General features: G+C 67.1%; 23 protein-coding genes. 8 read left to right on the forward strand and 15 right to left on the reverse strand.

What is annotated here, in order from left to right:
• The first annotated feature begins 54 nt into the window (after positions 1-54).
• Positions 55-1,782 carry a PspC domain-containing protein gene (locus tag ACQPZ2_RS39645; RefSeq protein ID WP_433523078.1) on the forward strand — a complete coding sequence of 576 codons (1,728 nt, stop codon included), beginning with the start codon at positions 55-57 and terminating at the stop codon, positions 1,780-1,782.
• A complete protein-coding gene (locus tag ACQPZ2_RS39650; protein ID WP_063039019.1) occupies positions 1,775-1,987 on the forward strand; it encodes a hypothetical protein in 213 nt (70 codons plus the stop codon). The genes ACQPZ2_RS39645 and ACQPZ2_RS39650 overlap by 8 nt, the downstream gene beginning before the upstream one ends.
• Before the next feature lie 216 nt (positions 1,988-2,203).
• Here the strand turns inward: ACQPZ2_RS39650 and ACQPZ2_RS39655 are convergent, their stop codons facing one another.
• Positions 2,204-2,659: a hypothetical protein gene (locus ACQPZ2_RS39655; RefSeq protein ID WP_433523079.1), complete on the reverse strand. Its 456-nt coding sequence runs from the start codon at positions 2,657-2,659 to the stop codon at positions 2,204-2,206.
• Positions 2,660-2,734: 75 nt separating this feature from the next.
• The gene (guaA, locus tag ACQPZ2_RS39660; RefSeq protein ID WP_433523080.1) at positions 2,735-4,303 is read right to left on the reverse strand and encodes a glutamine-hydrolyzing GMP synthase; all 1,569 of its coding nucleotides are present in this window, start codon (positions 4,301-4,303) and stop codon (positions 2,735-2,737) included.
• Between the two features lie 382 nt (positions 4,304-4,685).
• On the opposite strand from guaA, the gene ACQPZ2_RS39665 reads away from it, so the two are divergent.
• Entirely contained in the window at positions 4,686-5,486 is an 801-nt protein-coding gene (locus ACQPZ2_RS39665) for an alpha/beta fold hydrolase (protein WP_433523081.1), read from the forward strand.
• Positions 5,487-5,575: 89 nt separating this feature from the next.
• Here the strand turns inward: ACQPZ2_RS39665 and ACQPZ2_RS39670 are convergent, their stop codons facing one another.
• Entirely contained in the window at positions 5,576-6,748 is a 1,173-nt protein-coding gene (locus tag ACQPZ2_RS39670) for a GuaB3 family IMP dehydrogenase-related protein (RefSeq protein ID WP_433523082.1), read from the reverse strand.
• Positions 6,749-7,079: 331 nt separating this feature from the next.
• Positions 7,080-8,624, reverse strand: a complete 1,545-nt coding sequence (gene guaB, locus ACQPZ2_RS39675) for an IMP dehydrogenase (RefSeq protein WP_157124170.1) — start codon at positions 8,622-8,624, stop codon at positions 7,080-7,082.
• 385 nt (positions 8,625-9,009) lie between these two features.
• Here guaB and ACQPZ2_RS39680 point away from each other — a divergent pair, with 385 nt between their 5' ends.
• Positions 9,010-9,423, forward strand: coding sequence for a DUF5319 domain-containing protein (locus ACQPZ2_RS39680; protein ID WP_040686729.1), 414 nt, complete (start codon positions 9,010-9,012; stop codon positions 9,421-9,423).
• 218 nt (positions 9,424-9,641) lie between these two features.
• On the opposite strand, the gene ACQPZ2_RS39685 is transcribed toward ACQPZ2_RS39680, so the two are convergent.
• The 3 genes from ACQPZ2_RS39685 to ACQPZ2_RS39695 all read right to left on the reverse strand — a co-directional run bounded on the left by ACQPZ2_RS39685 (position 9,642) and on the right by ACQPZ2_RS39695 (position 12,253).
• Positions 9,642-10,730, reverse strand: coding sequence for an anti-sigma-D factor RsdA (locus tag ACQPZ2_RS39685; protein WP_433523083.1), 1,089 nt, complete (start codon positions 10,728-10,730; stop codon positions 9,642-9,644).
• Positions 10,723-11,301: a sigma-70 family RNA polymerase sigma factor gene (locus ACQPZ2_RS39690; RefSeq protein WP_040686727.1), complete on the reverse strand. Its 579-nt coding sequence runs from the start codon at positions 11,299-11,301 to the stop codon at positions 10,723-10,725. The genes ACQPZ2_RS39685 and ACQPZ2_RS39690 overlap by 8 nt, the downstream gene beginning before the upstream one ends.
• A 127-nt stretch (positions 11,302-11,428) precedes the next feature.
• Positions 11,429-12,253, reverse strand: a complete 825-nt coding sequence (locus ACQPZ2_RS39695) for a hypothetical protein (protein WP_433523084.1) — start codon at positions 12,251-12,253, stop codon at positions 11,429-11,431.
• Between the two features lie 663 nt (positions 12,254-12,916).
• On the opposite strand from ACQPZ2_RS39695, the gene ACQPZ2_RS39700 reads away from it, so the two are divergent.
• The 3 genes from ACQPZ2_RS39700 to ACQPZ2_RS39710 all read left to right on the forward strand — a co-directional run bounded on the left by ACQPZ2_RS39700 (position 12,917) and on the right by ACQPZ2_RS39710 (position 14,378).
• Positions 12,917-13,210 carry a WhiB family transcriptional regulator gene (locus ACQPZ2_RS39700; RefSeq protein WP_014981828.1) on the forward strand — a complete coding sequence of 98 codons (294 nt, stop codon included), beginning with the start codon at positions 12,917-12,919 and terminating at the stop codon, positions 13,208-13,210.
• A gap of 339 nt (positions 13,211-13,549) precedes the next feature.
• Positions 13,550-14,125 carry a sigma-70 family RNA polymerase sigma factor gene (locus ACQPZ2_RS39705; protein WP_040686725.1) on the forward strand — a complete coding sequence of 192 codons (576 nt, stop codon included), beginning with the start codon at positions 13,550-13,552 and terminating at the stop codon, positions 14,123-14,125.
• A 1-nt stretch (position 14,126) separates the two neighbouring features.
• The gene (locus ACQPZ2_RS39710) at positions 14,127-14,378 is read left to right on the forward strand and encodes an RskA family anti-sigma factor (protein ID WP_040686724.1); all 252 of its coding nucleotides are present in this window, start codon (positions 14,127-14,129) and stop codon (positions 14,376-14,378) included.
• Between the two features lie 140 nt (positions 14,379-14,518).
• Here the strand turns inward: ACQPZ2_RS39710 and groL are convergent, their stop codons facing one another.
• Together groL and groES are read right to left on the reverse strand one after the other, a co-directional pair.
• Positions 14,519-16,129 carry a chaperonin GroEL gene (gene groL / locus ACQPZ2_RS39715; protein WP_433523085.1) on the reverse strand — a complete coding sequence of 537 codons (1,611 nt, stop codon included), beginning with the start codon at positions 16,127-16,129 and terminating at the stop codon, positions 14,519-14,521.
• 88 nt (positions 16,130-16,217) lie between these two features.
• Positions 16,218-16,517 carry a co-chaperone GroES gene (groES, locus tag ACQPZ2_RS39720; protein WP_040686722.1) on the reverse strand — a complete coding sequence of 100 codons (300 nt, stop codon included), beginning with the start codon at positions 16,515-16,517 and terminating at the stop codon, positions 16,218-16,220.
• Between the two features lie 706 nt (positions 16,518-17,223).
• Here groES and ACQPZ2_RS39725 point away from each other — a divergent pair.
• Positions 17,224-18,768, forward strand: coding sequence for an Hsp70 family protein (locus tag ACQPZ2_RS39725; RefSeq protein ID WP_433523086.1), 1,545 nt, complete (start codon positions 17,224-17,226; stop codon positions 18,766-18,768).
• Positions 18,769-19,194: 426 nt separating this feature from the next.
• Here the strand turns inward: ACQPZ2_RS39725 and tsaD are convergent, their stop codons facing one another.
• From tsaD to alr, 6 genes are all read right to left on the reverse strand, one after another.
• Entirely contained in the window at positions 19,195-20,235 is a 1,041-nt protein-coding gene (gene tsaD, locus ACQPZ2_RS39730) for a tRNA (adenosine(37)-N6)-threonylcarbamoyltransferase complex transferase subunit TsaD (protein ID WP_433523087.1), read from the reverse strand.
• Positions 20,232-20,735: a ribosomal protein S18-alanine N-acetyltransferase gene (gene rimI, locus ACQPZ2_RS39735; RefSeq protein ID WP_433527645.1), complete on the reverse strand. Its 504-nt coding sequence runs from the start codon at positions 20,733-20,735 to the stop codon at positions 20,232-20,234. The genes tsaD and rimI overlap by 4 nt, the downstream gene beginning before the upstream one ends.
• A 62-nt stretch (positions 20,736-20,797) precedes the next feature.
• Positions 20,798-21,511 (reverse strand): tRNA (adenosine(37)-N6)-threonylcarbamoyltransferase complex dimerization subunit type 1 TsaB, encoded by a 714-nt coding sequence (tsaB, locus tag ACQPZ2_RS39740; protein WP_433523088.1) that lies wholly within the window; start codon positions 21,509-21,511, stop codon positions 20,798-20,800.
• A gap of 89 nt (positions 21,512-21,600) precedes the next feature.
• Complete coding sequence (gene tsaE / locus ACQPZ2_RS39745; protein WP_062983010.1) at positions 21,601-22,053, reverse strand: tRNA (adenosine(37)-N6)-threonylcarbamoyltransferase complex ATPase subunit type 1 TsaE; 453 nt, start codon at positions 22,051-22,053, stop codon at positions 21,601-21,603.
• Positions 22,046-23,119, reverse strand: a complete 1,074-nt coding sequence (locus ACQPZ2_RS39750; protein ID WP_433523089.1) for an alpha/beta fold hydrolase — start codon at positions 23,117-23,119, stop codon at positions 22,046-22,048. Before ACQPZ2_RS39750 ends, tsaE begins: the two co-directional genes overlap by 8 nt.
• A complete protein-coding gene (gene alr, locus ACQPZ2_RS39755) occupies positions 23,116-24,255 on the reverse strand; it encodes an alanine racemase (protein ID WP_433523090.1) in 1,140 nt (379 codons plus the stop codon). Before alr ends, ACQPZ2_RS39750 begins: the two co-directional genes overlap by 4 nt.
• Between the last annotated feature and the right edge of the window lie 58 nt (positions 24,256-24,313).

A 24,313-nucleotide genomic window follows, 5' to 3' on the forward strand; every position in this document is an offset into this window, starting at 1 on the left:
TCTCAGGGTTCCCCCCGATGCGCCGAAGTGCTGGTCAGCACGACCATGGAAACCATGACGAAAACGAGCTTCGGCGATCAGATTCACCAGATGTGGCAGTCGCGGCCCGTCCGGTTGCCGCGGCAAGGTCCGATCGCGGGCGTCGCGGCCGGGTTCGGGCAGCGCTACGGGATCGATCCGGTGCTCGTGCGGGTCGCGCTCGTGGTGTCGACAATCTTCGGCGGGGCAGGCATCGTGCTCTACTTGCTCGCCTGGCTGCTGTTCAGCGCGGCGGGTGATCAGTCCTCGGCGGCCGAGTCGCTGTTCGGCAAGGGGCACAGCTCGCAGTCGCAGACCAAGACCATCGTGTTGATCGTGGCGCTCGCCATCGCGGTCAGCACCATCGGACCGGTCGGCGTCGGACTGGCAGGCTCGGGCATGATCAGCATGTCGCTGCTGCTGGCCGGTTGGTGGATGCTGCATATGCGGAACCCGCAGCCGCCGCCCGGCACGAGTTCGCTCGGCGGCTTCGACGGCGGTCTCACCGCGACCGGCTACCCCGGGGCGGTATTCCCCCCGCGTGCGATGCCCGGCGACTTCTACGCACCCGATGTGCCGCCGATGTACACCCCCTACACGAAGTTGCCGGACGCATATGTTCCGGATGCTCCGGCCCAGGCAGCACCGAATACCTCGGCGCAGCAGGCAGATCCGGACACGGTTCGCATGCCCGATGCCGAAAATGGCGACGCTGAAACCGAGTTGATCGAAAAGGACGGCACGCCGATCGATGCGGGCGCTACGCCAGCCGATCCCGACACCGTCCTGCTGCGTAAGGAAGAGGCCGATACCGTCCTGCTCGACAAGGGTGACGCGGGTCCCGAAGCGCCTCCCGTCGGGACCACAACGCCCGACAACGGAACAACGCCGGGAATTCCCGCCTCCGAATCGCCGCACACGCCCGGCGGGACCACTACGTCCAGCGCAACAGGTCGCGACACCACACAACCTGCCGCTACGTCCGGCGGGAGCGACACCGACTCGGAGAGCGGCAGTAGCTCATCGCGAACCGAATCCACCTCGCGCACAAGCACTCCCCCATCCCGCACAACGGCCGCGCCCCCCACCGGTCTGACCCCACCCTCCTGGGACCCGCTCGGCGTCGCCCCACTCGCCTGGGACCTCCCCGAACCCACCCCGACCCGCACCATCGTCGCGCCCCCGCCGAAGCGTCCCCGCTCCCGGCTCACCCCGGTGGTGCTCGGCCTGGCCATCCTGGCCGCCGCGGGTGCGGGTGCGCTGGCCGCCTCCGGCGTCGAGTGGATGACACCGGGACGCATCGGCGCGGTGGCGCTGGCGGTGATCGGGTTGGGTCTGGTGATCGGCGCATTCCTCCGTCGCGGCTTCGGCCTGCTGGTGTTGACCGCACCGCTCGCCGGATTCGTGGTGCTGGCCTCGATGCTCGGCCCGATCGAATTCGACAGCGCCACCGTCGGCGATCGCACCTGGGCGCCGACCTCGATGGCCGACCTGGCCCCGAAGTACGAGTTGACGGTGGGGACAGGCACATTGGATCTGCGGTCGCTGAACCTGACCGAGAACCGGACCGTCGAGGTCGCGGTCCGGCTAGGCGATGCCAGGATCCTGCTGCCCGAGGGTATGGCGGTGCGCACCGATTGCACCGTCAATCTGGGAGATGTCAACTGCCCCACCGGTATTACCGGCCCGCATGCCGACGGCGCACCGGTGCTCGACCTGAAAGTCCACGTCCGGACCGGCAATGCGGAGGTGCACCGTGGCTGACCCCACCGATGACAACGTCACCAAGCGGGGACCTTCCGTCTCCCTGCTGATCGTCGGACTGCTCGCCCTCGGCGTGAGCATCTGGGCCTTCATCGGCCCGGCCACCATGACCGCCACCGGTGTGGCCTCACTCGGCTGGGTCGTCGTGATCGCCGCCATCGTGGTCGGCATCTTCCTGGTCATCTCCCCGCGCAGACCCCGCTGATCACCCGAATGGCCCGTCCCGCGGACGGGCCATTTTCTTTACGGAGGAGCAGAACGCCAATGCCCATGGAACAGTTCGACACCCACGACGAACCGACCGACCATACGGGAATCCCGATCGGCCGTTTCATGCCGCTGACACCGAGCCGCAGTTATCTCGGTGGCGGCTTATTACTCGGGCAGCTCATCCTCGGCCGCACACCGCCGCCCACAACCGCTACTCCAAATAGGCCGGACAGCCCAAATGTTCACTGATCCGGTCGAGTAGCCGCTGCATACTCACCCGCTGCTTGCCCTCGACACCCCGTGCGATCATCGGCACCATCCACCGCCCACTGGTCGCGACGTTGAACATCTGCTGGATCACCCGAGCGCCCTTCGGATGCGGCAGCACTCGACATTCGGCGCGAAACCACCGCTGCCCCTCGACCGCGAACATCGCCTGCGCCCGATCCACCTCGACCCGAATCCCATTGAGATCCCCGGCGATCGCGGCCCGGAATTCGTTCGGGCCGCCGCGCAACTCGATCCCGGGGTCGGGCCCGTCGACGAGGAAGAAGGCGTTGTCCGGACCGACCGGGCCCGGGCTCACCGTGGTGAGCAGCGCGGCCACCACCCCACACGGTGCCTCGACAACCGCGTGGAAGGTGCAGAGCGGCTTCTTCGCTGCCATCCGGACCCCCTGGGGAACTGGTCTATCCGGCTGACGGTACTCCCGAAATCCGGCAAATCAGTCCCGATTGCGGGGTCACTCCCATTCGATGGTGCCCGGCGGCTTGCTCGTCACATCGAGGACAACCCGGTTGACCTCGGCCACCTCATTGGTGATGCGGGTGGAAATGCGCTCGAGTACGTCATAGGGCAGCCGGGTCCAGTCGGCGGTCATCGCGTCCTCGCTGGAGACCGGACGCAACACGATCGGATGACCGTAGGTGCGGCCGTCGCCCTGCACGCCGACACTGCGCACATCCGCGAGCAGCACCACGGGACACTGCCAGATCTGGCGATCGAGTCCGGCGGCGGTCAACTCCTCGCGTGCGATGGCATCGGCCTGCCGCAGCGTCTCCAAGCGGTCCGCGGAGACCTCGCCGACAATGCGAATGGCCAGGCCGGGCCCCGGGAACGGCTGGCGGGCAACGATTTCCTCGGGCAGCCCGAGTTCGCGGCCGACCGCGCGCACCTCGTCCTTGAACAGCAACCGCAGCGGCTCGACGAGGTCGAACTCCAGATCGTCGGGCAGACCGCCGACATTGTGGTGGCTCTTGATATTCGCGGTGCCGCTGCCGCCACCGGATTCGACGACATCCGGGTAGAGCGTGCCCTGCACCAGGAACTCGACCTCCGGCTTGGTGCTACCGCTCTGTTCCACGACGACCTCGGAGACCGCATCCTCGAACGACCGGATGAACTCCCGGCCGATGATCTTGCGCTTCTCCTCCGGATCGGTGACGCCCTTCAGCTCACCGAGGAACTTGTCCACCGCGTCGACGGTCACCAGCTTGGCGCCGGTCGCGGCGACGAAGTCCTGCTGCACCTGTTCGCGCTCCCCCGCCCGCAACAGGCCGTGGTCGACGAACACACAGGTCAGGCGGTCGCCGATCGCGCGCTGCACCAGCGCGGCGGCGACCGCGCTGTCCACACCGCCGGACAGCCCGCAGATCGCATGGCCGTCGCCGATCTGCTCGCGCACCGAAGTGATCAGCGATTCGGCGATATTGGCCGGGGTCCAGGTGGCGGGGATGCCGGCGAGTTCGTGCAGGAAGCGGCTGAGCACCTGCTGGCCGTGCGGCGAGTGCAGCACCTCGGGGTGGTACTGCACACCGGCCAGCTTGCGGGCCCGGTTCTCGAATGCGGCGACCGGAGCGCCCGCGCTGGTGCCGGTGACCTCGAAGCCCTCGGGCGCGTCGGTGACCGCATCGCCGTGGCTCATCCACACCGGCTGTCTGGTGGGCAGGCCGCCGTGCAGCAGACCGCCATCGATATCGAGATCGGTGCGACCGTATTCACGGGTGCCGGTATGCGCGACGGTGCCGCCGAGCGCCTGCGCCATGGCCTGGAAGCCGTAGCAGATGCCGAAGACCGGAATGTCGAGATCGAACAGCCGCGCGTCGAGCTGCGGTGCGCCCTCGGCGTACACACTGGACGGTCCGCCGGACAGAATCACCGCGAGCGGCTGCTTCTCGGCGATCTCGTCCACCGTGGCGGTATGCGGGATCACCTCCGAATACACACTCGATTCACGGACCCGCCGGGCGATCAGCTGGGCGTACTGTGCGCCGAAGTCGACGACGAGGACCGGTCTCTGGGTTTCTGCCACTCGAACAGTTTAGTGAGGGAGCGCAGCGAGCGAACCATCGGCACAGCAGGGTTCTCCCTGACGGCGGAGCCGAGCGCCAGCTAGGCGCAGTCGGCAGGGAGCGCAGCGAGCGAACCATCGGCACAGCAGGGTTCTCCCTGACGGCGGAGCCGAGCGCCAGCTAGGCGCAGTCGGCAGGGAGCGCAGTGAGCGAACCATCGGCACAGCAGGGTTCTCCCTGACGGCGGAGCCGAGCGCCAGCTAGGCGTAGTCGGCAGGGAGCGCAGCGATGAACCATCGGCACAGCAGCATCGCTGGCATCGGAGCCGAGCGCCAGCGAGGCTTTGATGTCAGCGGCGGAAATCCTCCCGCGCGCCCCCACACTGCTGGTTATCCTCATGCCGTGCCCTTCGCCCGCGCGATAGACGCCGACATTCACTACGAGGACAGTGGCGGCGACGGTCCGGTGGTCTTACTAGCGCACGAATTCTTCATGGACCGGACGATGTTCGCATCCCAGATGGCCGCGCTCGCACCGGAATTCCGGATCGTGTCCTGGGATGCGCGCGGACACGGCCGCACCAGGGACCAGGGGCTACCGTTCACCTACTGGACCGCCGCGCGCGACGCCCTCACCGTGCTCGACCATCTCGGCGCCGAACGCGCCGTGTTCGGCGGCACCGCGCAAGGGGGGTTCACCGCGCTGCGCACCGCGCTCATCGCACCCGAGCGGGTTTCCGCACTGATCCTGATCAGCACCGAGGCGAACGGCCCGACGCCCGAGCAATCCACCGCGACCCAGAAATTCCTGGACGAGTGGTACGACGACGGCTCCCGGCAGGAGGCCGTCGAACAGCTCGCGTATTGGCTGATCGGCGATGACGAGTGGTACCGGGCGATCTGGACCAAACGCTGGCTGGTCCGCGACCGCCAGGGCATCGAGGTCGCCGCGGGCTGTCTGCTCGGCCGCGATTCGGTTTCGGATCGCTTATCCGAAATCACCTGCCCCGCCTTGGTGATTCACGCCACCGACAGCGGCATCGCCCGCGAGCGCGCCCAGCAACTGGCCGCCGATCTCACCGCATCGACCTTCGTCGAGATCGCGGGCGCGCGCCTGGCGGTAACGATGACCCACCCCGAACCGGTGAATCACGCCATCCAGCAGTTCCTCCGCGACCGATCCGTGCCCACCCACGTCCGCTGACCCGTAGTGCGCCGACAAGCCGAATGGCGGCTGCGAACTGTCTCGTCGACCACCCTTCGACTGCGCTCGGCGAGCCGAGGGGGTTGGGGTCACGCGCGCACGCTGAGGCCGACCCGCTGGAATTCCTTGAGGTCGGAGTAGCCTGCTTTGGCCATCGAGCGGCGTAGGCCGCCAACGAGATTCAGCGAGCCGAACGGGTCGTCGGAGGGTCCGTACAGGACACGCTCCAGGCTCGGACGCACCGACTCGCCGGTATCACCGGACAGCTCGCCGCCCAGATCCCACGGATCCTCCACGTGCAGCAGCGAACCGCGCGGCACCGACGGATGCGCGGCCGAGGAAGGCCAGTACCAGCCGCGGCCCGGCGCCTCGGTGGCCAGCGCAAGCGGGACGCCGAGCATTGCGGCATCGGCGCCACAGGCGATGGCCTTGGCCAACTGACCCGAGGTGGCGATATCACCGTCGGCGATCACGTGCACATAGCGTCCGCCGGTCTCGTCCAGGTAGTCGCGACGCGCGGCGGCGGCATCGGCGATGGCGGTGGCCATCGGCACCCCGATGCCGAGCACCTCGCCGGTGGTCGTCGCGCCGGGGTAGGAACCGTAACCGACGATGACGCCCGCGGCGCCGGTGCGCATCAGGTGCAGCGCGGTCTTGTGATCGCTCACGCCACCGGCCACCACCGGCACATCCAGTTCGGCGATGAACGTCTTGAGGTTCAACGGCTCACCATCGCCGACATGTTCGGCGGAGATGATGGTGCCGTGCACCACGAGTAGGTCGATACCGGCCTGCAGCAGCGCCGGGGTCAGCGCGCGGGCGTTCTGCGGGCTCACCCGCACCGCCACCGTCACACCGGCGGCCCGCACCTGCGCGACCGCGGCGGCCAGCAGATCCGGCTGCATCGGCGCGGCATGCAGTTCCTGCAGCAGCCCGACGGCCCGCTCATAGCCGCCCTTGGCGACGAGTTCGAGCAGCTGGTCGATCTTCGCGGCGACGTCGGCGTGCCGGGCCCACAGCCCCTCACCGTTGATGACGCCCAGTCCGCCGAGCCTGCCGAGTTCGATGGCGAACTCCGGCGAGACCAGCGCATCGGTCGGGTGCGCCAGGAACGGGATCTCGAATCGGTAGGCGTCCAACTGCCACGCCAGCGATACCTGCTTCGACGAACGAGTCCGCCGCGACGGGACGATATCGACATCGTCCAGTTCATAGGTACGCCGGGCGGTCCGACCCATACCGATCTCGACCATGTCGCGCACGCTTGCTCCTCTGTATCCTTGGCCGCGCCTGCGGCGCGGCGTGTTCGCGGCCCCCTGGTGTCTCGCGGCCGACCCTTTCGAGCGACCTGCAAGCAGTCGCTAGCGGCGCCGTCGAGACTCGCGACTTCGTCGCATGCGCTTCGACGGCTCGGCCGCGAGACGGGCCGCTCGTAAGACTCGCTCCGTTGTGGTCGCGTGAGGCGACAGGCCGAAGTCCGGACCTCGGAGCGCCTCCTCGCTTCGCACAGCCTTCGCTGTCGAAGCGCGTGGAGACGCTACCAAGCCCAATCATGCACGGACCGGACGGTCCAGTACACAAACGTCAACCGGGCTAGCCGCGACCAGTGTAGTTGGGCGCCTCGACGGTCATCGTGATGTCGTGCGGGTGGCTCTCCTTGAGCCCCGCCGCGGTGATCTGCACGAACTGCGCCTCCTGCAGATCCGCGATGGACTGCGACCCGGTGTAGCCCATGGCCGCCCGCAGGCCGCCGACGAGCTGATGGATCACCTGGTTGACCGGTCCGCGGAACGGCACCCGCCCCTCGATGCCCTCGGGCACCAGCTTGTCCTCGGCGAGCACGTCGTCCTGGAAGTAGCGGTCCTTGGAGTAGGACTTGGCCTGGCCGCGGCCCTGCATCGCTCCCAGCGAGCCCATGCCGCGGTAGCTCTTGAACTGCTTGCCGCCCACCAGGATCAGCTCACCCGGCGACTCGGCGGTACCGGCCAGCAGCGAGCCGAGCATCACGGTGGACGCGCCAGCCGCGATGGCCTTGGCGATATCACCGGAGAACTGGATGCCGCCGTCGGCGATAACCGGAACGCCGTACGGCTTGCACGCGGCGACGGCCTCGAGGATCGCGGTGATCTGCGGCGCGCCGACACCGGCGACCACGCGGGTGGTGCAGATGGAGCCGGGACCGACACCGACCTTCACCGCGTCCGCGCCCGCCTCGACCAGCGCGGCCGCACCGGCCCTGGTGGCCACATTGCCGCCGACGATCTGGATGCGATCGCCGACCTCGGCCTTGACCTTGGTCACCATCTGCAGCACACCGGCCTGATGGCCGTGCGCGGTATCGACGATGAGCACGTCCACCCCGGCGTCGGCCAAAGTCATGGCGCGCGACCAGGAGTCCTCGCCGACACCGATCGCGGCACCGACGAGCAGGCGGCCGTCACGGTCCTTGGTGGCATTCGGGTACTGATCGGTCTTGACGAAGTCCTTGACGGTGATGAGTCCGCGCAGGCGGCCGTTACCGTCGACGATGGGCAGCTTCTCGATCTTGTGGCGACGCAGCAGACCGAGCGCGGCCTCGGCGGTGACGCCCTCCTGCGCGGTGATCAACGGCGCCTTGGTCATCACATCGGCGACCCGCCGGTTCTGATCGACCTCGAAGCGCATATCGCGGTTGGTGATAATGCCCACAAGCGCGCCGGTCTCATCCACCACCGGCAGGCCGGAAATGCGGAAGCGGGCGCACATCGCGTCGACCTCGGCGAGGGTGTCGGTGGGGCGGCAGGTCACCGGGTCGGTGACCATGCCCGCCTCGGACCGCTTGACGGTCTCGACCTGCGCGGCCTGATCGGCGACGGCCAGATTGCGGTGCAACACACCCATGCCGCCCGCGCGCGCCATGGAGATGGCCATCCGCGCCTCGGTCACGGTGTCCATGGCGGAACTGCAGAGCGGGGTGCGCAACCGGATCTCACGGGTCAGCTGGCTGGAGGTTTCCACCGAGCTCGGGATGAGATCCGAAGCGGCCGGTAGCAACAGCACATCGTCGAACGTGAGGCCGAGCATGGCGATCTTGTTCGGATCGTCACCACCCGTAGGAGGGCGGACCGCGATTCGTTCGCCCGATACGGGATTACTCATTCGGATCGACCCCTCCTGGACGTCGAAAGCAACGAACGCCGGGTTGGCCGGCGTCGTGGAAGCTGATGGGATGGACGGTGGCGGCTCCGCCAGCGCTGTCGGATACTGGCCGGGGCCTGTCCCCCATGGTATCTGTCCCGCAAACAGGCGCCCGACAGCGCCTCGCTAACGCTCGGCCCCGCCGCGCGCCAGGCGCGCTGTATCCATGGTTCGCTCGCTGGCGCTCGCTCACGACTGCGCCTCGCTGACGCTCGGCTCCGCCGTGCGCGTGGGCGCCTGTGCCTATGGTTCACTCGCTGCGCTCGCTCACGGAACTGACCCCACCACCGAAACTGGCGCGCCGCATAGCTGGCGAAGAGCACCCTGTTCTGCGTACCGTGGGGGTGTGCGTGACCATCTACCACCTGGCTTGCCGCCGGATCCGTTCGCCGGAGACCCCTCCGACCCGTCCGCCGCGCTCGATGCCATCGAGCCCGGTGAACCGCTGGATCCCCACGAGCGCCTTGCGGTCGAGGAGGATCTCGCCGACCTTGCGGTGTATGAGGCACTACTAGCGCACCGTGGCATCCGAGGACTCGTGGTCAGCTGCGAAGACTGCAGACAAGATCACTACCACGACTGGGATATGCTGCGCGCCAACCTGCTTCAGCTGCTGGTCGACGGCACGGTGCGCCCGCACGAGCCCGCCTACGACCCGATGCCGGAAGCGTATGTCACCTGGGATTACTGCCGGGGATACGCGGACGCCTCGATGAACGAGGCATTCCACGGCGACGGATTCGACGGGTTCGACAGCTGACATCGCGCACCCCACACAGCGCGCTGACGCGCGGGCGCGATGTGAGATAGCTGACAGACAAGAAGCCGACCGCCGGTCGGCGATCGGTTCATGCACAACAATTCGAATGTCCGCGCACCCACGCACGCGCGGAAGTGGCGGATATGCATCCGCCACAGCGCTTCTACTGGATCGAGCGCTTCTCCCGAACCAAAGCGCTGTCGGAGTATCGACTCCGATTAAGTGGCCGGCCCCGATCCGGGCAACCCCGGCAAAGACGGCAAACCGGTGGGGACCACGAAGGTCGGCGGCTGCTGATGAGTCGGGGGTTGCGCGGGCGGGCCGGAATCCACGCTCGGCACGACCCCCGTGGGCTGGGTTCCCACGGTGGTCGGCGGAGCCTGAGTCGGATGACTGGGCTGGGTGGGCTGTTCAGGAGCGGGAGTGCTTATCGGCGGCGCGGTTGTCGGCGGTGTCGACTTACCCGGCGTGTTCGGTTCCGTCGTCGTCGGCACCTTCGTATCGACCGGCGGCACCACCGAGGAGGTAGAACCAGCATCGCCGGAAGGCTTGGTGGTCGGCGAGTTGGTGCCGTCGGTTGTTGCCGGGTTGGGTGTCGTCGTCGGTGTCGTACTCGCCGCGAGCGACTTCCCGATCTCCGGAGCGATCTTGTTCAACTCCGCGAGCAAGACATTGAATTCGTTGATTCGCTTGTCCCGCTTGACCGGATCGTCGATCAGCTCGGCATTCGCCTTGGCGCCCTCCAGCTTTGCCCTTGCCTGCTCCGGATTGTCCTGAGCGAGCATCGTTTTCGCGTTGGCCAGATCGCTGTCGGCGCGCTGCACCACGGTCGACTGCGCCTGTTCGCTGAACACGACTTCCTTGACGCGCCAGAGTGGATCACCAGGAGCGGCGCCATAGGAGAACGCCGAAAGACCACCGATGACCAGTGCCAGCGCGGCAGCCGTCCCGAGAATCGGACGGACAAGCCGTAGTCGCCCACCGGACTGCGCACCGATCCGAACCTGCCGGGCACCGATCTCCTGATTGACCGCGGCAACGATCTCATCGAGATTCGGTTCAGCGGGCAACGGCGGAGAAATCAACTCCGCTCGCCAGTCCGCCAGCAGCGACGCGAGCTGAAACTCCTCCGCGCTGTCGGTCTGTACCGGGCCGCTGCTAGCAATGGCATCGATCAGCGCATCGTCTCTGCGCACCGCCGCGATGTCCACCGGACCGGTGTCACCACTCCCGGCGTAGGGACCGCTGTTTCGCGATCCACGTCGCGCCTTCCAGTCGCCCCGACCGCGCTCGCCATCCCTAGCCATACATTTCACCTGCCCTCGCCACTTGTGACTTCAGTTTCGCGAGCGCCCGGTGTTGGGCGACGCGTATCGCACCCGCCGTACTGCCCACGGCGACTGCGGTTTCTTCTGCTGACAAACCCATGACCAAACGCAGGATCAGAATCTCTCGATGCTTCTCCGGAAGCGTCGCGAGCAGACTGTTCATCTGCCTGCTCGTTTCGGACTCGAGAGCTCGCTGTTCCGGCCCCTGGTCGGTGGATATGACATCTGGTACTTCGGCCATTGCCTCCGCCTTGTTACGGGCGGCGTTGCGATGAGCGTCGGCAACCTTGTGCGAAGCGATTCCGTATACGAAGGCCATGAAGGGCCTGCCCTGGTCTTGATACCGGGGCAGAGCTGTCATCACGGCCAGACATACCTCCTGCGCGACGTCGTCCGCAGAGAGCTGTCCACGCTCCGCGGCGCCGATCCGCGCGCGGCAATAGCGCACCACCAACGGGCGGACCAATTCGAGTACCTGAGCTAAAGCGGATCTGTCGCCCTGCGCAGCGGCAGCGACGGCGAGGTCCAACTCTTCGCCCGTGTTCGTCATCGTCAGAGAATTTCCTGGCGTTACAAGTGGCACCGGCAGTGATGACCAGTGCTTCCGCCGAAGGGGCGGAACGGGTCTAACAATAGCGATACAACCCGTGGATCCGGGCAACACGGTGGTGTCTTGATCAGACTCGAGAATCACTCATGGGACGAAAGTGCCCGCCACGACGGCCGATTGCCTGCGCGCACTGCTGCGCATCGGTCGCGGCCGCGCTTGCGCGAGCCCCCGTGGACACCCCGGAGCGCAACATCGAACTGGCCCAACGCAATGGGAGCAATCCGTGCGCGCGGCACTGCTCGGCGACCTCATCGGCGAGCGTTCGCGCACGCTCGACATCACCGGCTGCCGCGGCGGTCGCGGCGACCAAGAGCCGGGACTTGACCCGGTGCCGGACGGACGGCCCGTCCTCGGCCAGTGCGAGGGCCGTCGCGGCATGGGGTGCGGCGGTGTCGGCGGCACCGCCAGCGAGCGCGGTCTCCGCGCAGACCCAATGCCACCGGATCAGCGTTCGCCAGCCATGCGGCGACCGCGCCTGGGTCATCGCGTCATGACTGCGCCGGAGCAGGCGGGAGGCGAGCGCCAGACGGCCGGTGCCGAGCGCGTCGGCCGCGAGACCGGTCAGCGCGTCACAGATCGCGTCCACGCGTTCCGGACCGACCGCATCCCCCGTCGGCACGATCAACGCGGCCGCGCGACCGTCGTATCCGGCGGCGCGGGCATGCCAGCCGAGCTGACGCAGAAACGAGCCCTCGGTACTCGCGGCCAGCGAAAGCAGCACCGGATCGGTGGTCCGCGCGCGCAATACCCGCAACTCTTCACGTGCCGCGGCGTAGCGACCCTGACCACCGAAAATCACCGCCCGATGCCACGAATCGAGCGGGTTCGCGGCGGTTGGCAACTCGGTAGCGGCACGGCCGGGGCAGGCGCCGAAAGCCGCGTCGGCAAGCATGGCGGACTCGATATATATGGGGGAAGCAGGCACGAGCACGCCGAACTCTAACCCGAGTGCCGCAGGGGATCGCGCAGCGAGAAACCGGCCGTCAGGTACTTCCGGCTAATATTGAGCATTTCATCGCCGTCGCCATGTTTCCATCAAGTAAAAGTACTTCCGGCAATCACATAGCGTGTGCGACCGGAATTCACATGCGTTTCGCGCAATTAACCTCAGCGCCCCGTTTCTGCCATCTCCGGCCGACCGGACATCGTAGCGGGCCGTCGTCGGTGTGATAGGACCCACGTCTTCGCCTACTGGCTACCACACGGGGATGCAACCATCGACCCGTTCCCACCTGCGGGAATGCGGAATACTGACGCCATGCGAAGACATACCGCCCGCTGGCCAACCGATCAGTATTACCGGACAGGCTCAAAAAGTAAACAGCTTCGAGGTTAATTTTCGCAGCTTAAGATTTAGAAAACTGCTGCATCGAACTATTGACGGAATTTCGCGGCTGGACCTAACGTAACTCATCGCCACGGTCGGCGCCGCGCGAAATTGCAGCGACCGCAATAGGCGAGCCCATGGCACGCCGCCGACCCAGCGCCGTGGCCACAACTGTTGCAGAACAACTGCTCGACAACGCTGACGAGCTCGCACCACGAGGAGTTCACCATGCCCATGCCGACCCACCTCCCCGGACCGAACGCGGACGTCTGGGACTGGCAGATGCGAGGATCCTGCCGAGGCCAGGACTCCGCGGTGTTTTTCCATCCGGACGGTGAACGCGGCCGCGCCCGCACCGCACGCGAGATGCGCGCCAAGGAGATCTGCCGAGCCTGCCCGGTGCTCATGCAGTGCCGCAGCCACGCGCTCAAAGTCAGCGAGCCCTACGGCATCTGGGGCGGTATGTCCGAAACCGAGCGGGAGATGCACGCTCGACGTAACCGTCGTCGGATGGCCGTTTAAAACCAACTTCTTCCCATCCAGGTGGCGCGGCGCGCCGAATGCCTAGCAAACACCCGGCGATGGCCACAAGCCGAAGTCGGTTGTAGATACGGCGTTTCGCGAAACCAGCGGCGTGTCACGGCGTGTCCTCTCCAGAAGCGTCTGGCGTGTCGAGGTTTACCGGGCAGTTGCCGGCTCCGTATGCGGTTCGCTGATACCCCACCGCACGGGGTGCGATAGCGGCCCGCTACGGTAGTGACCGATGACACAGAATGGAGCGTTGTGACAACGCGGCCGCCGGCCGCAGAGGGCGACTCGTTCCGAAGAGAAGCCATCCCACCCACCATTACGTCGAATCGGGTGGAATCTGCGGTAACGGCACGCGCCGCCGAAAGTATCGAGCTCGCCGCACTTCTCGAACGTTGCGGCCGGTCCGACCAGGAGGCATTCGCCGAGCTGTACGACCGAACGTGCGCGCGCGTGTTCGGCTTGGTGCTACGCGTCCTGCACGACCCCGGCTACGCGGAGGAGACCACCCAGGAGGTGTATCTCCAGATCTGGCGGACCGCGTCGAGTTTCGACGCGACCAAAGGTTCCGCGGTGACATGGTTGATGACCCTCGCCCATCGGCGGGCCGTCGACCGGGTCCGCGCCGAACAGGCCCATACCCTGCGCGAAGTCGCTTATGGGATAAGGGTTCTCGGCAACGAATTCGATGAGGTCACCGAAGAAGTAGAGCGAAGGCTCGAGCAGCAGGCCGTCCAGCAGGGTCTAGGGACGTTGACACAGACTCAGCGGGAAGCCATTTCGCTCGCCTACTACGGCGGGCGAACCTACGCGGAAGTCGCCGACTTCCTCGGCGTAGGGTTACCGACCGTTAAGTCCCGTATACGGGACGGATTGACACGACTGAAGAAAAGTTTGGGGGTGACGTGAGATGAACGAAGCCCGGATCGATCTCGCGCACGCCGTCGCGCTCGGATCGATCGACGACGAAGACCACAATGCGGTGCAGGAAGTGCTCGACGGCGAGGACCCCGTACTACGCGCGGAATTCATGACCGAAGTCCAGCAGACGAAGGAAGTTCTCGGCACTCTCGCGGAGGCGACGGCGGCCCAGCCGCCCGCCGCCCTGCGTGCCAGATTGCTCGCCGCCATCGCCGCAGAGCAACCACCCGTCGCCTCTTAGAACTTCGCCGACCCGAGTCGGAATCAGTTCTCGCGATTGATATTTTTCGACTTGTTGCGTGCCATTGCGTTCATATTGTTCACAAGACGAAGGCCCCCGGGACGTGCGGTCCCGGGGGCCTTCTGCCGTGCGGCCTGCGCTCAGTGCGCGTGACCGTGGTGGCTGTGGTCGTGCTCCTCTTCGGCGGGCTTGTCGACCACGGCGCTCTCGGTGGTGAGGATCATCCGGGCCACCGACGCCGCGTTCACGACCGCGGAGCGAGTCACCTTGACCGGGTCCACGACACCGTCGGTGAGCAGATCACCGTAGGCGAGGGTGGCGGCATTGAAGCCTTCCTTGCCGTCGGCGACCTTGCTGACCACCACGGAACCGTCCACGCCCGCATTGGTGGCGATCCAGAACAGCGGCGCCGACAGTGCGGTACGCACCGCCTCGACACCGATGGCCTCGTCGCCGGAGAGCGAGTCGCGCAGTTCGACGAGCTTGGCGGCGGCGTGCACCAGGGCGGTGCCACCACCGGGCACGATGCCCTCGTCGACGGCGGCCTTGGCCGCGCTGACCGCGTCCTCGACCCGGTACTTGCGCTCCTTGAGCGCGGTCTCGGTGGCCGCGCCGACCTTGATCACCGCGACGCCGCCGGCCAGCTTGGCCAGGCGCTCCTCGAGCTTCTCCCGATCCCAATCGGAATCGGTGGCCTCGATCTCGCGCCGCAGCTGCGCGCCACGGGCCGCGATGTCCTCGGCGGTGCCCGCACCGTCGATGATCGTGGTGTCGTCCTTGGTGACGACGACGCGACGCGCCTTGCCGAGCACCTCGATGCCCGCCTCGCGCAGCGAGATGCCCAGATCCGGGTTGACCACGGTGCCCGCGGTGACGACGGCGAGGTCGTCGAGGAAGGCCTTGCGCCGGTCACCGAAGAACGGGGCCTTCACCGCAACGGCCTTGAGGGTCTTGCGGATCGAGTTGACCACCAGGGTGGACAGCGCCTCGCCCTCGACGTCTTCGGCGATGATCAGCACCGGCTTGCCGGATTCGGCGATCTTCTCCAGCAGCGGGAGCAGATCGGGCAGCGAGCTGATCTTCTCCCGGTTCAGCAGGATGTAGGCATCCTCGAGGACGGCCTGCTGGCTGTCGGCGTCGGTGACGAAGTAGGGCGAGAGGTAGCCCTTGTCGAACTGGACGCCCTCGGTGACGACGAGTTCGGTCTGCAGCGTCGAGGACTCCTCGACGGTGACCACACCGTCCTTGCCGACGGTGGTCAGCGCCTTGCCGACCATTTCGCCGATCTCCTCGTCGCGCGAGGAGACGGTGGCGACCTGTGCGATGGCCTGCTCGCCGGAGACCGGGGTGGCCAGCGCGAGCAGCACCTCGGAGACCGCGTCGGCGGCCTTGGCGATGCCCGAACCCACCACGATCGGATTCGCGCCCGCCGCAACGTTCTTCAGACCCGCGCGCACCAGCGCCTGGGCCAGCACCGTGGCGGTGGTGGTGCCGTCACCGGCAACATCGTTGGTCTTGGTCGCGACGCTCTTGACCAGCTGCGCGCCGAGGTTCTCGAACGGATCCTCGAGGTCGATATCGCGCGCGATGGTGACACCGTCGTTGGTCACGGTCGGGCCGCCGAAGGCCTTCGCGAGCACGACGTGGCGACCACGCGGCCCGAGGGTGACCTTCACCGCGTCGGCGAGCTTGTCGACGCCGCGCTCGAGAGCACGACGAGCCTTCTCGTCGAACTCGATCTGCTTTGCCATGTTTTTGTCAGCTCCTGTGTGTTCTGGGCCGAACGCACTCCGCCCCGGGTCGCGAAAGACACCGGGGCGGAACGCATGTGCCTATCGGCTACTTGGTGACGACGGCCAGGATGTCGCGCGCCGACAGGATGAGGTACTCCTCGCCCTGGTACTTGATCTCGGTGCCGCCGTACTTGCTGTAGATGACGACGTCGCCTTCCTTGACGTCGACCGGGATGCGGTCACCCTTGTCGGTGACGCGTCCTTCGCCGACGGCGATGACGGTGCCCTCCTGCGGCTTCTCCTTCGCCGTGTCGGGGATGACCAGGCCGGAGGCCGTCGTCGTCTCGGCCTCGTTGGCCTGGACGAGGATCTTGTCCTCGAGCGGCTTGATGTTCACGCTCGCCACGTTGAGCCCTCCACTTTCAGGGGATTTACGGTCGTCCGGAACTGTTGTCCCGGACCATCGGTATCGGTTTGTATCGAGCGACCCGCAGCAGTCGCCGACGGTCACTCGAACTCGACCCTGCGCATCAGCCCCGTCGTCGCGGGTGCCGGGACCCCTGCTCAGTAGTCGAACTGGCACACGCACATCACACAGTGCCGACTAGCACTCTATACATGAGAGTGCCAGCGCTCAAGGTTGGACGGTGCCAAAACCGTTGGTCCCCGCCTATGCGTGTCATTTTCCGACACGCGTGCGCCACGCCACGCCCAGATGTCTGAGGGCTTCCCAAGACTTCGGCAAATCTGTAACGTTCGGATAACGGATTGTGACAGTATTGACGACGGTCGTGCTCCGCTCGCCGTGTTCGTCACGAACCGGCGCCGTGGGGGGAGCACCAAGCGTCACGAAACACCCAGTGCCACAGAGCAATACCCGCTCCGCAAGAGCAAGATCAACGTCAGTACCAGCGTCACGACACCAGCGTTTTCAAACAAGAAGCTTCACCAGAGGGCAAGACCACACGTGATCCATGGCCGACCCAGCGACCCATCCGGACAACGGGTCGGCCCGGTCCCGCGTCCGGATCGCTCGCCATCCACGCGAGCTGTCCGGCTGTCCATTCGAGATGGTCGGCGACACCATGACCATCCGCTCGAAGGGAGGTGACATGCGAACATCCCTCGGCATATCGGCCGGTAACGAGGTCGTGTGCTCGGCGCTGGTCGCTACCGCGTCCAACGGCGCGCAGAGTTTCGACTATCGAGTGGTTTCCGCGGACGCGGCCCACTCCGATCTCGGCGATCTCGTCGCGTCCTCGATCGAGCTCATGACCACCCAGCTTCCGACCACGCAGCTCTCCTATGACGTGGCCTTTCCGACGCATCCGGTCGGCGCGCGCTTCGCCGGCGCGAAATCGGTCGGTGTCGATTCCGCCGCCGGTCGCCCGCCCACCAGCGTCGCGGTCGCTTATCGCAGTAAAGAGCAGGCGCAGGTGATCCGGTCGGCCACCGGCAAACAGCGCGATCTGCGGCTGGTTCCGGAAGGTACTGCGGCACTTACGTATTTGCGGCACACCGGACTCGTGGACCGCTACGAGACGGTCGCCATCGTCGACCTCGGCGCGACCGGTCTCAGCGTCACCGTGGCCGACCAAGCCGACTCCACCGTCCTGCGTACCGAGCGCACCGCGGCGATCAGCGGCAACGCCATCGACGAGCTGATCTATCACCACCTCGTCGATCTGCACTACGCCCGGCGCGGCACCCGCCCCAACCGAGGCATGCTGACCAACCGCGGCCGCGCCGCCAAGGAACACCTATCGATCGCGCCCGCCGTGACCATCGATCATGTCGCCGGGCAGCCGCTCAAGCTGACCAGGGCCGACTTCGAGGAACTGATCTCGGATCTGCTGCGCGAGACCGCCGTTTTCGTCGCCGCGGTTTTCGCGCGGGCGCCCACGTTTCCGCAGGCCGTCATCGTGATCGGCGGCGGGGCCAATATTCCGGCCGTCCTGTCCACCCTCGAACGCGCGCTCGACATTCCGGTGCACACCATCGACGATCCGGAGGCGGTGATCGCGAAAGGCGCCGCGCTGGTGGCGGATTCGGTGCAGCCGTCGGTATTCCCGGTCGTCGGCGCCGCCGACGCGCCGGTCGGTACCTTCACCAAGGTCGTCGGCACGCTGGCGGGTGCGATCGTGGTGGTCGGGCTGGTCATCGGCTACGGGGTGAAGACCTTCGCACCGACCGGGGACGACGAGATCTCCCCCGCGGGCACCACCAGCAGTGCCCAACTACCCACGGCGCCGGTGACGGTGGTGCCACCGACCGGTGCGGGCAGTTCGACCACCGGCCCGAACCGGGAGAGCACCAACCGCCCCTCCGGCGCCAATATCCCCTCGCTCACTCCGGACCGCGGCCAACCGGCCACCTCGACCGCCTCGTCGCCCGTCGGGACCACCCCGTCCGCGCCGACGCTGCGCCCGGATCCGAACCTGCCGCCGATTCCGTTCCCCGAGTTGCTCGGACCGCTGTTCGGAAATCCGAATTCGCCGGGTGCCGGGTCGTCGGGCCAAGACCGCGGTCCGGCGTCAGCGCCGCCGCAACTGGGTCCCCCGCAGACGCCCGCGCAATCGCGGATTCCATTCCCACCCAAGGCGAATTCTGGATCGAGCGCGGGGCTGTCGGGGCAGTTGGTCGGACCGCACGACTGAAACCCAGGCAGACAGGGTGGTTCGGGAGCCGGAGCAATTCATGTGCTGCCACCATCCAGACGCAGCTCACCCGGCGAGGTAGTCGAATGGTTGCTCAGAATCCCACCCACAGCCCCCATTCGACTACCCTCGGCAAACTTCCGACAACGCAACCACAGCCAGTCGACCGCGCTGGAAGCCACCGCCTGCCCACCTGACTGCGGGAGGTAAGCCGCGTACGGCACACCACGCGCCCATCACAGCCAGGAAACCACGGCAAACAACTCGCCCCAAGAACTCACTCCCCCACCACACCCCCATCCACAGTTTCCCCCACCCCCACCAGGCGCGCCCGGCTGGTCGAATGATCACGTGGAAACCATGGCGGCAAAATGCGAGAGATGACCGCCCTCAGTGCCACCTGATCTTGATTGCCTCCGCGCTCCCCTAGACTTGGCTGACGGAGACCGGGAGGCCGGGGTCGGTGGCGACGGTCAGGGGGGATGGGGTTGCGCCGCCTGCGATTACGTGGGCGCCGAGGGCGGCGATCATTACGCCGTTGTCGGTGCACAGGCGGGGTTTGGGGACGCGCAGGCGCAATCCGGCTGCGGCGCAGCGATCTTCGGCCATCGAGCGGATTCTGGAGTTGGCGGTGGCGCCGCCGCCGAGGACCAGGGTCTGCACGCCGACGTCCTGGGCGGCACGTACCGCCTTCATGGTGAGTACGTCGGCGACCGACTCCTGGAACGATGCCGCGATGTCCGGGATCGGCAGTTCAGCGGCGGTGAAGCCGTTGCGCTGGGCCGCCTCGACGTAGCGGGCCACGGCGGTTTTGAGGCCGGAGAAGGAGAAGTCGTAGCGGGCGTCGCGCGGGCCGGTCATGCCGCGGGGGAAGGCGATGGCCTTCGGATCGCCGTGCGCCGCAGCGGCATCCAGAGCGGGTCCGCCTGGGAAGCCGAGGCCGAGTAGCCGGGCGACCTTGTCGAAGGCTTCGCCCGCCGCGTCGTCGACGGTGCTGCCCAGTTCGACGATCGGCTCGGCCAGATCGGTGACGTGCAGCAAATGCGTGTGCCCGCCGGAGACCAGCAGCGCGACGCACGGCGGCATCGGACCGTGTTCGAGGGTGTCCACCGCGACGTGTCCACCGAGATGGTTCAGTGCGTAGAACGGCACATCCCACGCTGCCGCATAGGCTTTCGCGGCCGCGACGCCGACCAGCAGCGCACCGGCCAGTCCGGGTCCGATGGTCACCGCGAGTGCATCGGGCTTACTGATGCCCGCGGCGGCCAGCGCTCGGCGCATCGCGGGCACGATGGCCTCGAGATGTGCGCGCGAGGCGATCTCCGGGACCACGCCGCCGAAGCGGGCGTGCTGCTCGACACTGGAGGCGACCTCGTCGGCGAGCAGTTCACAGGTCCCGTCGGGGTGGCGGCGCACGATGCCGACTCCCGTTTCGTCACAGGAACTTTCGATACCCATGACGATCACGAAAGCACCTCGTTCGGTTGTGCCGATTCGGCCGGCTGCGGGCGCCAGGCCGGGTTCGCTGCTAGTTCCGGTCTGCGCATGGTGTACGCGTCGGCGCCGCTCGGGTGGTAGTAGTTCTTGCGCAGCCCGATGATGTGGAAGCCGTGCTTGGCGTAGAGCGCGATGGCGGGGGTGTTATCGGTGCGCACCTCTAGGAAGACCGGCCCGCCGCGCTTACCCGCCTCGGCGAGCAGCGCCTCCAGCAGCATCGTGCCGACACCCCCGCGATGGCAGCCTGGATCGACGCCGATGGTGTGCACCTCGGCCTCGGGGTGTTCGGCATCACCGAGCAGCGCGATACCCGCATAGCCGACCATTCGCCCGGCCTCGTCGCGCGCGACGATATAGCGGTTGTGCGGTCCGGCCAGTTCAGAGTGGAAGGACACCGCCTGCCACGGATCGTCCTCCGGGAACAACAACTGCTCGAGTTCGACACAGCGCTCGATATCGGCGACGTCCATGGGCTCGATGCGAGTCACGGGTCCGCTTCGCCCCTTGGACCTCCGGTCGGGCTCCATGGCCGTCACGCTCCCGTCCGGTCGAGCGTGCGGTAGCTCCGTTCCACCGCATCCGGTCTGCGCAGGTACAGCGGGATCAACGGTTCCGGAACGGCGCGCGCGAGCAGTTCGGCAGCGGCGACCCGCACCAGACCGGCGGGTGACGGGGTTTCGGCCGGGAGCACGGGTAGGTCGAACAAGTCGACGTGCGAGGCGGAACCGGCGATCATGGTGGCCTGTACGGGATCCAGGTCACCGGGCTTGCTCACCTCAGGGCCCTCGATGCGATATCCGTCACGGTAGCGGGCCCAGTAAACCTCGCGGCGGCGCGCGTCGGTGACCACGAGCAGTTCGCTCTCGGGTGTGATGTCCGGCAGCAGCGACGGTTCGAGCATCGCGTCGGCGGCGATCGCGTCGAGGCTGCACACACCGTAGACCGGGACGCCGAGCGCGTCACCGAAGGCGGCGGCGGTCGCCATGCCGACGCGCAGTCCGGTGAACGGCCCCGGCCCGATGCCGACCACGACGGCCTCGATATCGGCCCTGGAACGATCTGCCTCCGAGAGGCATTCGAGGATTTGCGGAGTGAGCACCTCGGCGTGAGCGCGAGCGTCGACCCGGACCCGAGCGGCGACGGTGCGCACCCGCGCCGGGGCGACGGTGCCGGGTGCGGCCTGCTCCAGTTCCACCAATCCCGCCGTTACGGCGGGTGTCGCGGTGTCGACGGCTAGTACAAGCATGATTGGCCCAACGATACCGGGTGGTACCTGGGCGTGGTGCGGAGCTACTCGGTAGTTACGGCACCCTGGTCAAGGGGCCTCCGCGCGACCTATCCGACCCATTCCCAGATCGCGGTGCGGACTTCGGAATTCGGTTCGCGCGAGAGCAACACGTACAGGTGCCGCTCGGCGAGGTGTTCCACGACACCCTTGCCCCACTCCACCACCACGACCGCCTGATGCAGATCGGTGTCGAGATCCAGGGCGTCCAATTCGTCCAGATCGCCGCCGAGTCGGTACGCGTCCACATGCACCAGCGGTACCGGCGCGGCGCCCTGGCGCTGTCCGGCCCGGTGCTGGCGGGCGATGATGAAGGTCGGTGAGCTGACCCGGCCCTGCACACCGAGGCCCTCGGCGATACCGCGAGTCAGTGCGGTTTTGCCCGCCCCGAGCGGTCCGTCGAGCACCACCAGATCACCCGCGCCCAGACCGGCGGCGAGTTCGCGCCCGAAGGCCTCCGTGTCGGCGACCGTGGGCAGAATCCGTTGCTGCCGTTCAGCCACCGGCGACCTCCGCGGTTGATCGAGTGTCGTCGATGACGCCCGCACGCACGAGCAGCCGGTCGAGTGCGGCATTGACGAGATCCGGGAATTGCATATGCGCCATATGCGCGGCGTCATCGAGTCGGACGAGTTCGCTCTCGGGCAATTCGCGTGCCAGCGCCCGCGAATTGCGGAACGGGATGACGACATCGTGCGCGCCGCCGAGCACCAGCACCGGCAGGTCCGCGAGCGTCGGCAGCGCGGCAGATTCGTCGTGCAGTTCGAAGGCCTTCAGGAATTTCACGATCGTTTCGACGGGCGTGCGGTCGATCATGAGCGTCGTGAAGCGCGACAGTGTTGGGCTGACGTGTCCGTGAAACGAGCTGACGTGCAGTATCGGCGTGATCACATGCCGGACAGTGCTGCGCCCGGCCTGCACCAACGCGGGCGCGGTGTGCACGGCCAAGCGGAAACCGTCGACCGCCGGGTTGCGCAGCAGCTGCGCGATGCCCGCCGAGGTGACCTCGGCCGCGGCGGTCGAGAGCAGACCGATCCCGATCACCCGTGCCGCGAACAACTCCTGGAACTGCGCCGCCGCGGCGAGCACCGCCATGCCGCCGAGCGAATGACCGACCAGTATGACCGGCCCGGTCGCAGCGGTCGCCTCGATGACGGCCGCCAGATCGCGCCCCAGTTGGGCGACGGTGCAGCTGTCGGTGGTCGGGGTGCCGGAGCGGCCGTGGCCGCGCAGATCGAAGAAGACCAGGCGAGCGCTTGTGCCCCAACGCTTTTCCAGATCACGGCGCTGGAAGTGGTACGACTCCATGGTGTTGCAGAAGCCGTGCACGAAGATCACGGTGACCGGGGCGTCGGGCGGGCCGCATTCCCGGGTGGCAAGGCGCACACCGTCTTCGGTGAGCACCGCGCCGGAGCGGTCCTCGTCGAGCAGGTCGAAGTTCTCGTCGCGGTATTCATCGACGCGAGCTGGCCAGAGCACCCGGGCGCCGATGCGACGCAGGGCATGGGCGCCCGCCAGCGCGCCGACCACACCGGCGGTTGCCAAACCGCCGCGGACGACTGTTCTCATCGAATTCCCCCTACGTGGCGCCGCACCACTCGGCCGTGTGGGGAGCACACGATCTCATAGTGGATGGTGCCGAGCAGATCTGCCCAGTCCTGGGCGCGCGGTTGGTCCGCGCCGAACAGGATCGCGGTGTCGCCCTCGACGACGCCCGCGGCATTGTCGCCCAGATCGACGACGAATTGGTCCATGCAGATGCGACCGACGTTGGGGCGCAATTCGCCACCGAGCCACACCGCGAAGCGGTTGCTCAACGGACGGAACACACCGTCGGCGTATCCGGCGGGGATCAGGGCGACGGTGGTGTCGTGCGGAGCGATCCACTGGTGGCCGTAGGAGACGCCCTCACCGGCGGCGACCTCTTTGACCAGGGCGACTCGCGCTTGAAAGGTCATCGCGGGCCGCAGGCCGAACTCGCCGAGTTCGGGTATCGGAGTCAGGCCGTACATCGCGATACCGGGACGGACCATATCGAAAGCCAGATCCGGGCGGGTGAGCGTGGCGGCCGAATTCGCGAGGTGGACCAGTTCCGGTTCGAGGCCGTATTCCTTGGCGGCGGCTACGGCCTCGACGAAGCGGTCGCGCTGGACGTCGAGAAAGGGGTGTTCCGGCTCGTCGGCGTGTGCGAGGTGGGAGAAGATCGCGCGGAACCGCACCACCTGTTCGTCCACCAGCGTGCGCAGGGCCGCGAGTACCTCCGGGTACTCGAGCGGCGCGATGCCGTTGCGGTTGAGGCCGGAGTCGACCTTGAGCGAGACGATGGCCGTCCGGCCGGAGGCGCGCGCCACGGCCTCGATCGCCCGCAGGTGCTCCAGGGAGGAGACGCCGATCTCGATATCGTGCTCGACCGCGGCGCCGAAGTCGGCATCGGAATTATTGAGCCAGCACAGGATCGGGGCGGCAATTCCGGCGGTGCGCAGCTGCACCGCCTCGGTGACCGTGGTGACCCCGAGTTCCACCGCACCGGCCGCCAGCGCGGCCCGCCCGACCTCGACGGCGCCGTGGTTGTAGCCGTCGGCCTTGACCACCGCCATCACCGCCGCATCCCCCGCATATTCACGCAGGATCCGCACGTTGTGGGCAATGGCATCCAGATCGATAACCGTCTCCACTTGCGCCTCCACGCTTATTGATCCTGCCATTCGGCACCTGACTCGCGCGAGGGCGTCGGTTCATGGCCCAGCGGCGAGGGGCGGAGCA

The sequence above is a fragment of the Nocardia pseudovaccinii genome (assembly GCF_050942345.1).
In the GTDB taxonomy this organism is placed as follows: domain Bacteria; phylum Actinomycetota; class Actinomycetes; order Mycobacteriales; family Mycobacteriaceae; genus Nocardia; species Nocardia pseudovaccinii.

What these genes read in the sequence shown, in the direction of transcription:
- ACQPZ2_RS39750 (WP_433523089.1), bottom strand. Translation starts at nt 23,119, where the DNA reads ATGAGAACAGTCGTCCGCGGCGGTTTGGCAACCGCCGGTGTGGTCGGC.
- guaB (WP_157124170.1), bottom strand. Translation starts at nt 8,624, where the DNA reads ATGAGTAATCCCGTATCGGGCGAACGAATCGCGGTCCGCCCTCCTACG.
- groL (WP_433523085.1), bottom strand. Translation starts at nt 16,129, where the DNA reads ATGGCAAAGCAGATCGAGTTCGACGAGAAGGCTCGTCGTGCTCTCGAG.
- ACQPZ2_RS39695 (WP_433523084.1), bottom strand. Translation starts at nt 12,253, where the DNA reads ATGCTTGCCGACGCGGCTTTCGGCGCCTGCCCCGGCCGTGCCGCTACC.
- ACQPZ2_RS39710 (WP_040686724.1), top strand. Translation starts at nt 14,127, where the DNA reads ATGAACGAAGCCCGGATCGATCTCGCGCACGCCGTCGCGCTCGGATCG.
- tsaB (WP_433523088.1), bottom strand. Translation starts at nt 21,511, where the DNA reads ATGCTTGTACTAGCCGTCGACACCGCGACACCCGCCGTAACGGCGGGA.
- ACQPZ2_RS39700 (WP_014981828.1), top strand. Translation starts at nt 12,917, where the DNA reads ATGCCCATGCCGACCCACCTCCCCGGACCGAACGCGGACGTCTGGGAC.
- ACQPZ2_RS39685 (WP_433523083.1), bottom strand. Translation starts at nt 10,730, where the DNA reads ATGGCTAGGGATGGCGAGCGCGGTCGGGGCGACTGGAAGGCGCGACGT.
- ACQPZ2_RS39655 (WP_433523079.1), bottom strand. Translation starts at nt 2,659, where the DNA reads ATGGCAGCGAAGAAGCCGCTCTGCACCTTCCACGCGGTTGTCGAGGCA.
- alr (WP_433523090.1), bottom strand. Translation starts at nt 24,255, where the DNA reads ATGGCAGGATCAATAAGCGTGGAGGCGCAAGTGGAGACGGTTATCGAT.
- ACQPZ2_RS39725 (WP_433523086.1), top strand. Translation starts at nt 17,224, where the DNA reads ATGCGAACATCCCTCGGCATATCGGCCGGTAACGAGGTCGTGTGCTCG.
- rimI (WP_433527645.1), bottom strand. Translation starts at nt 20,735, where the DNA reads ATGGACGTCGCCGATATCGAGCGCTGTGTCGAACTCGAGCAGTTGTTG.
- ACQPZ2_RS39645 (WP_433523078.1), top strand. Translation starts at nt 55, where the DNA reads ATGACGAAAACGAGCTTCGGCGATCAGATTCACCAGATGTGGCAGTCG.
- ACQPZ2_RS39690 (WP_040686727.1), bottom strand. Translation starts at nt 11,301, where the DNA reads ATGACGAACACGGGCGAAGAGTTGGACCTCGCCGTCGCTGCCGCTGCG.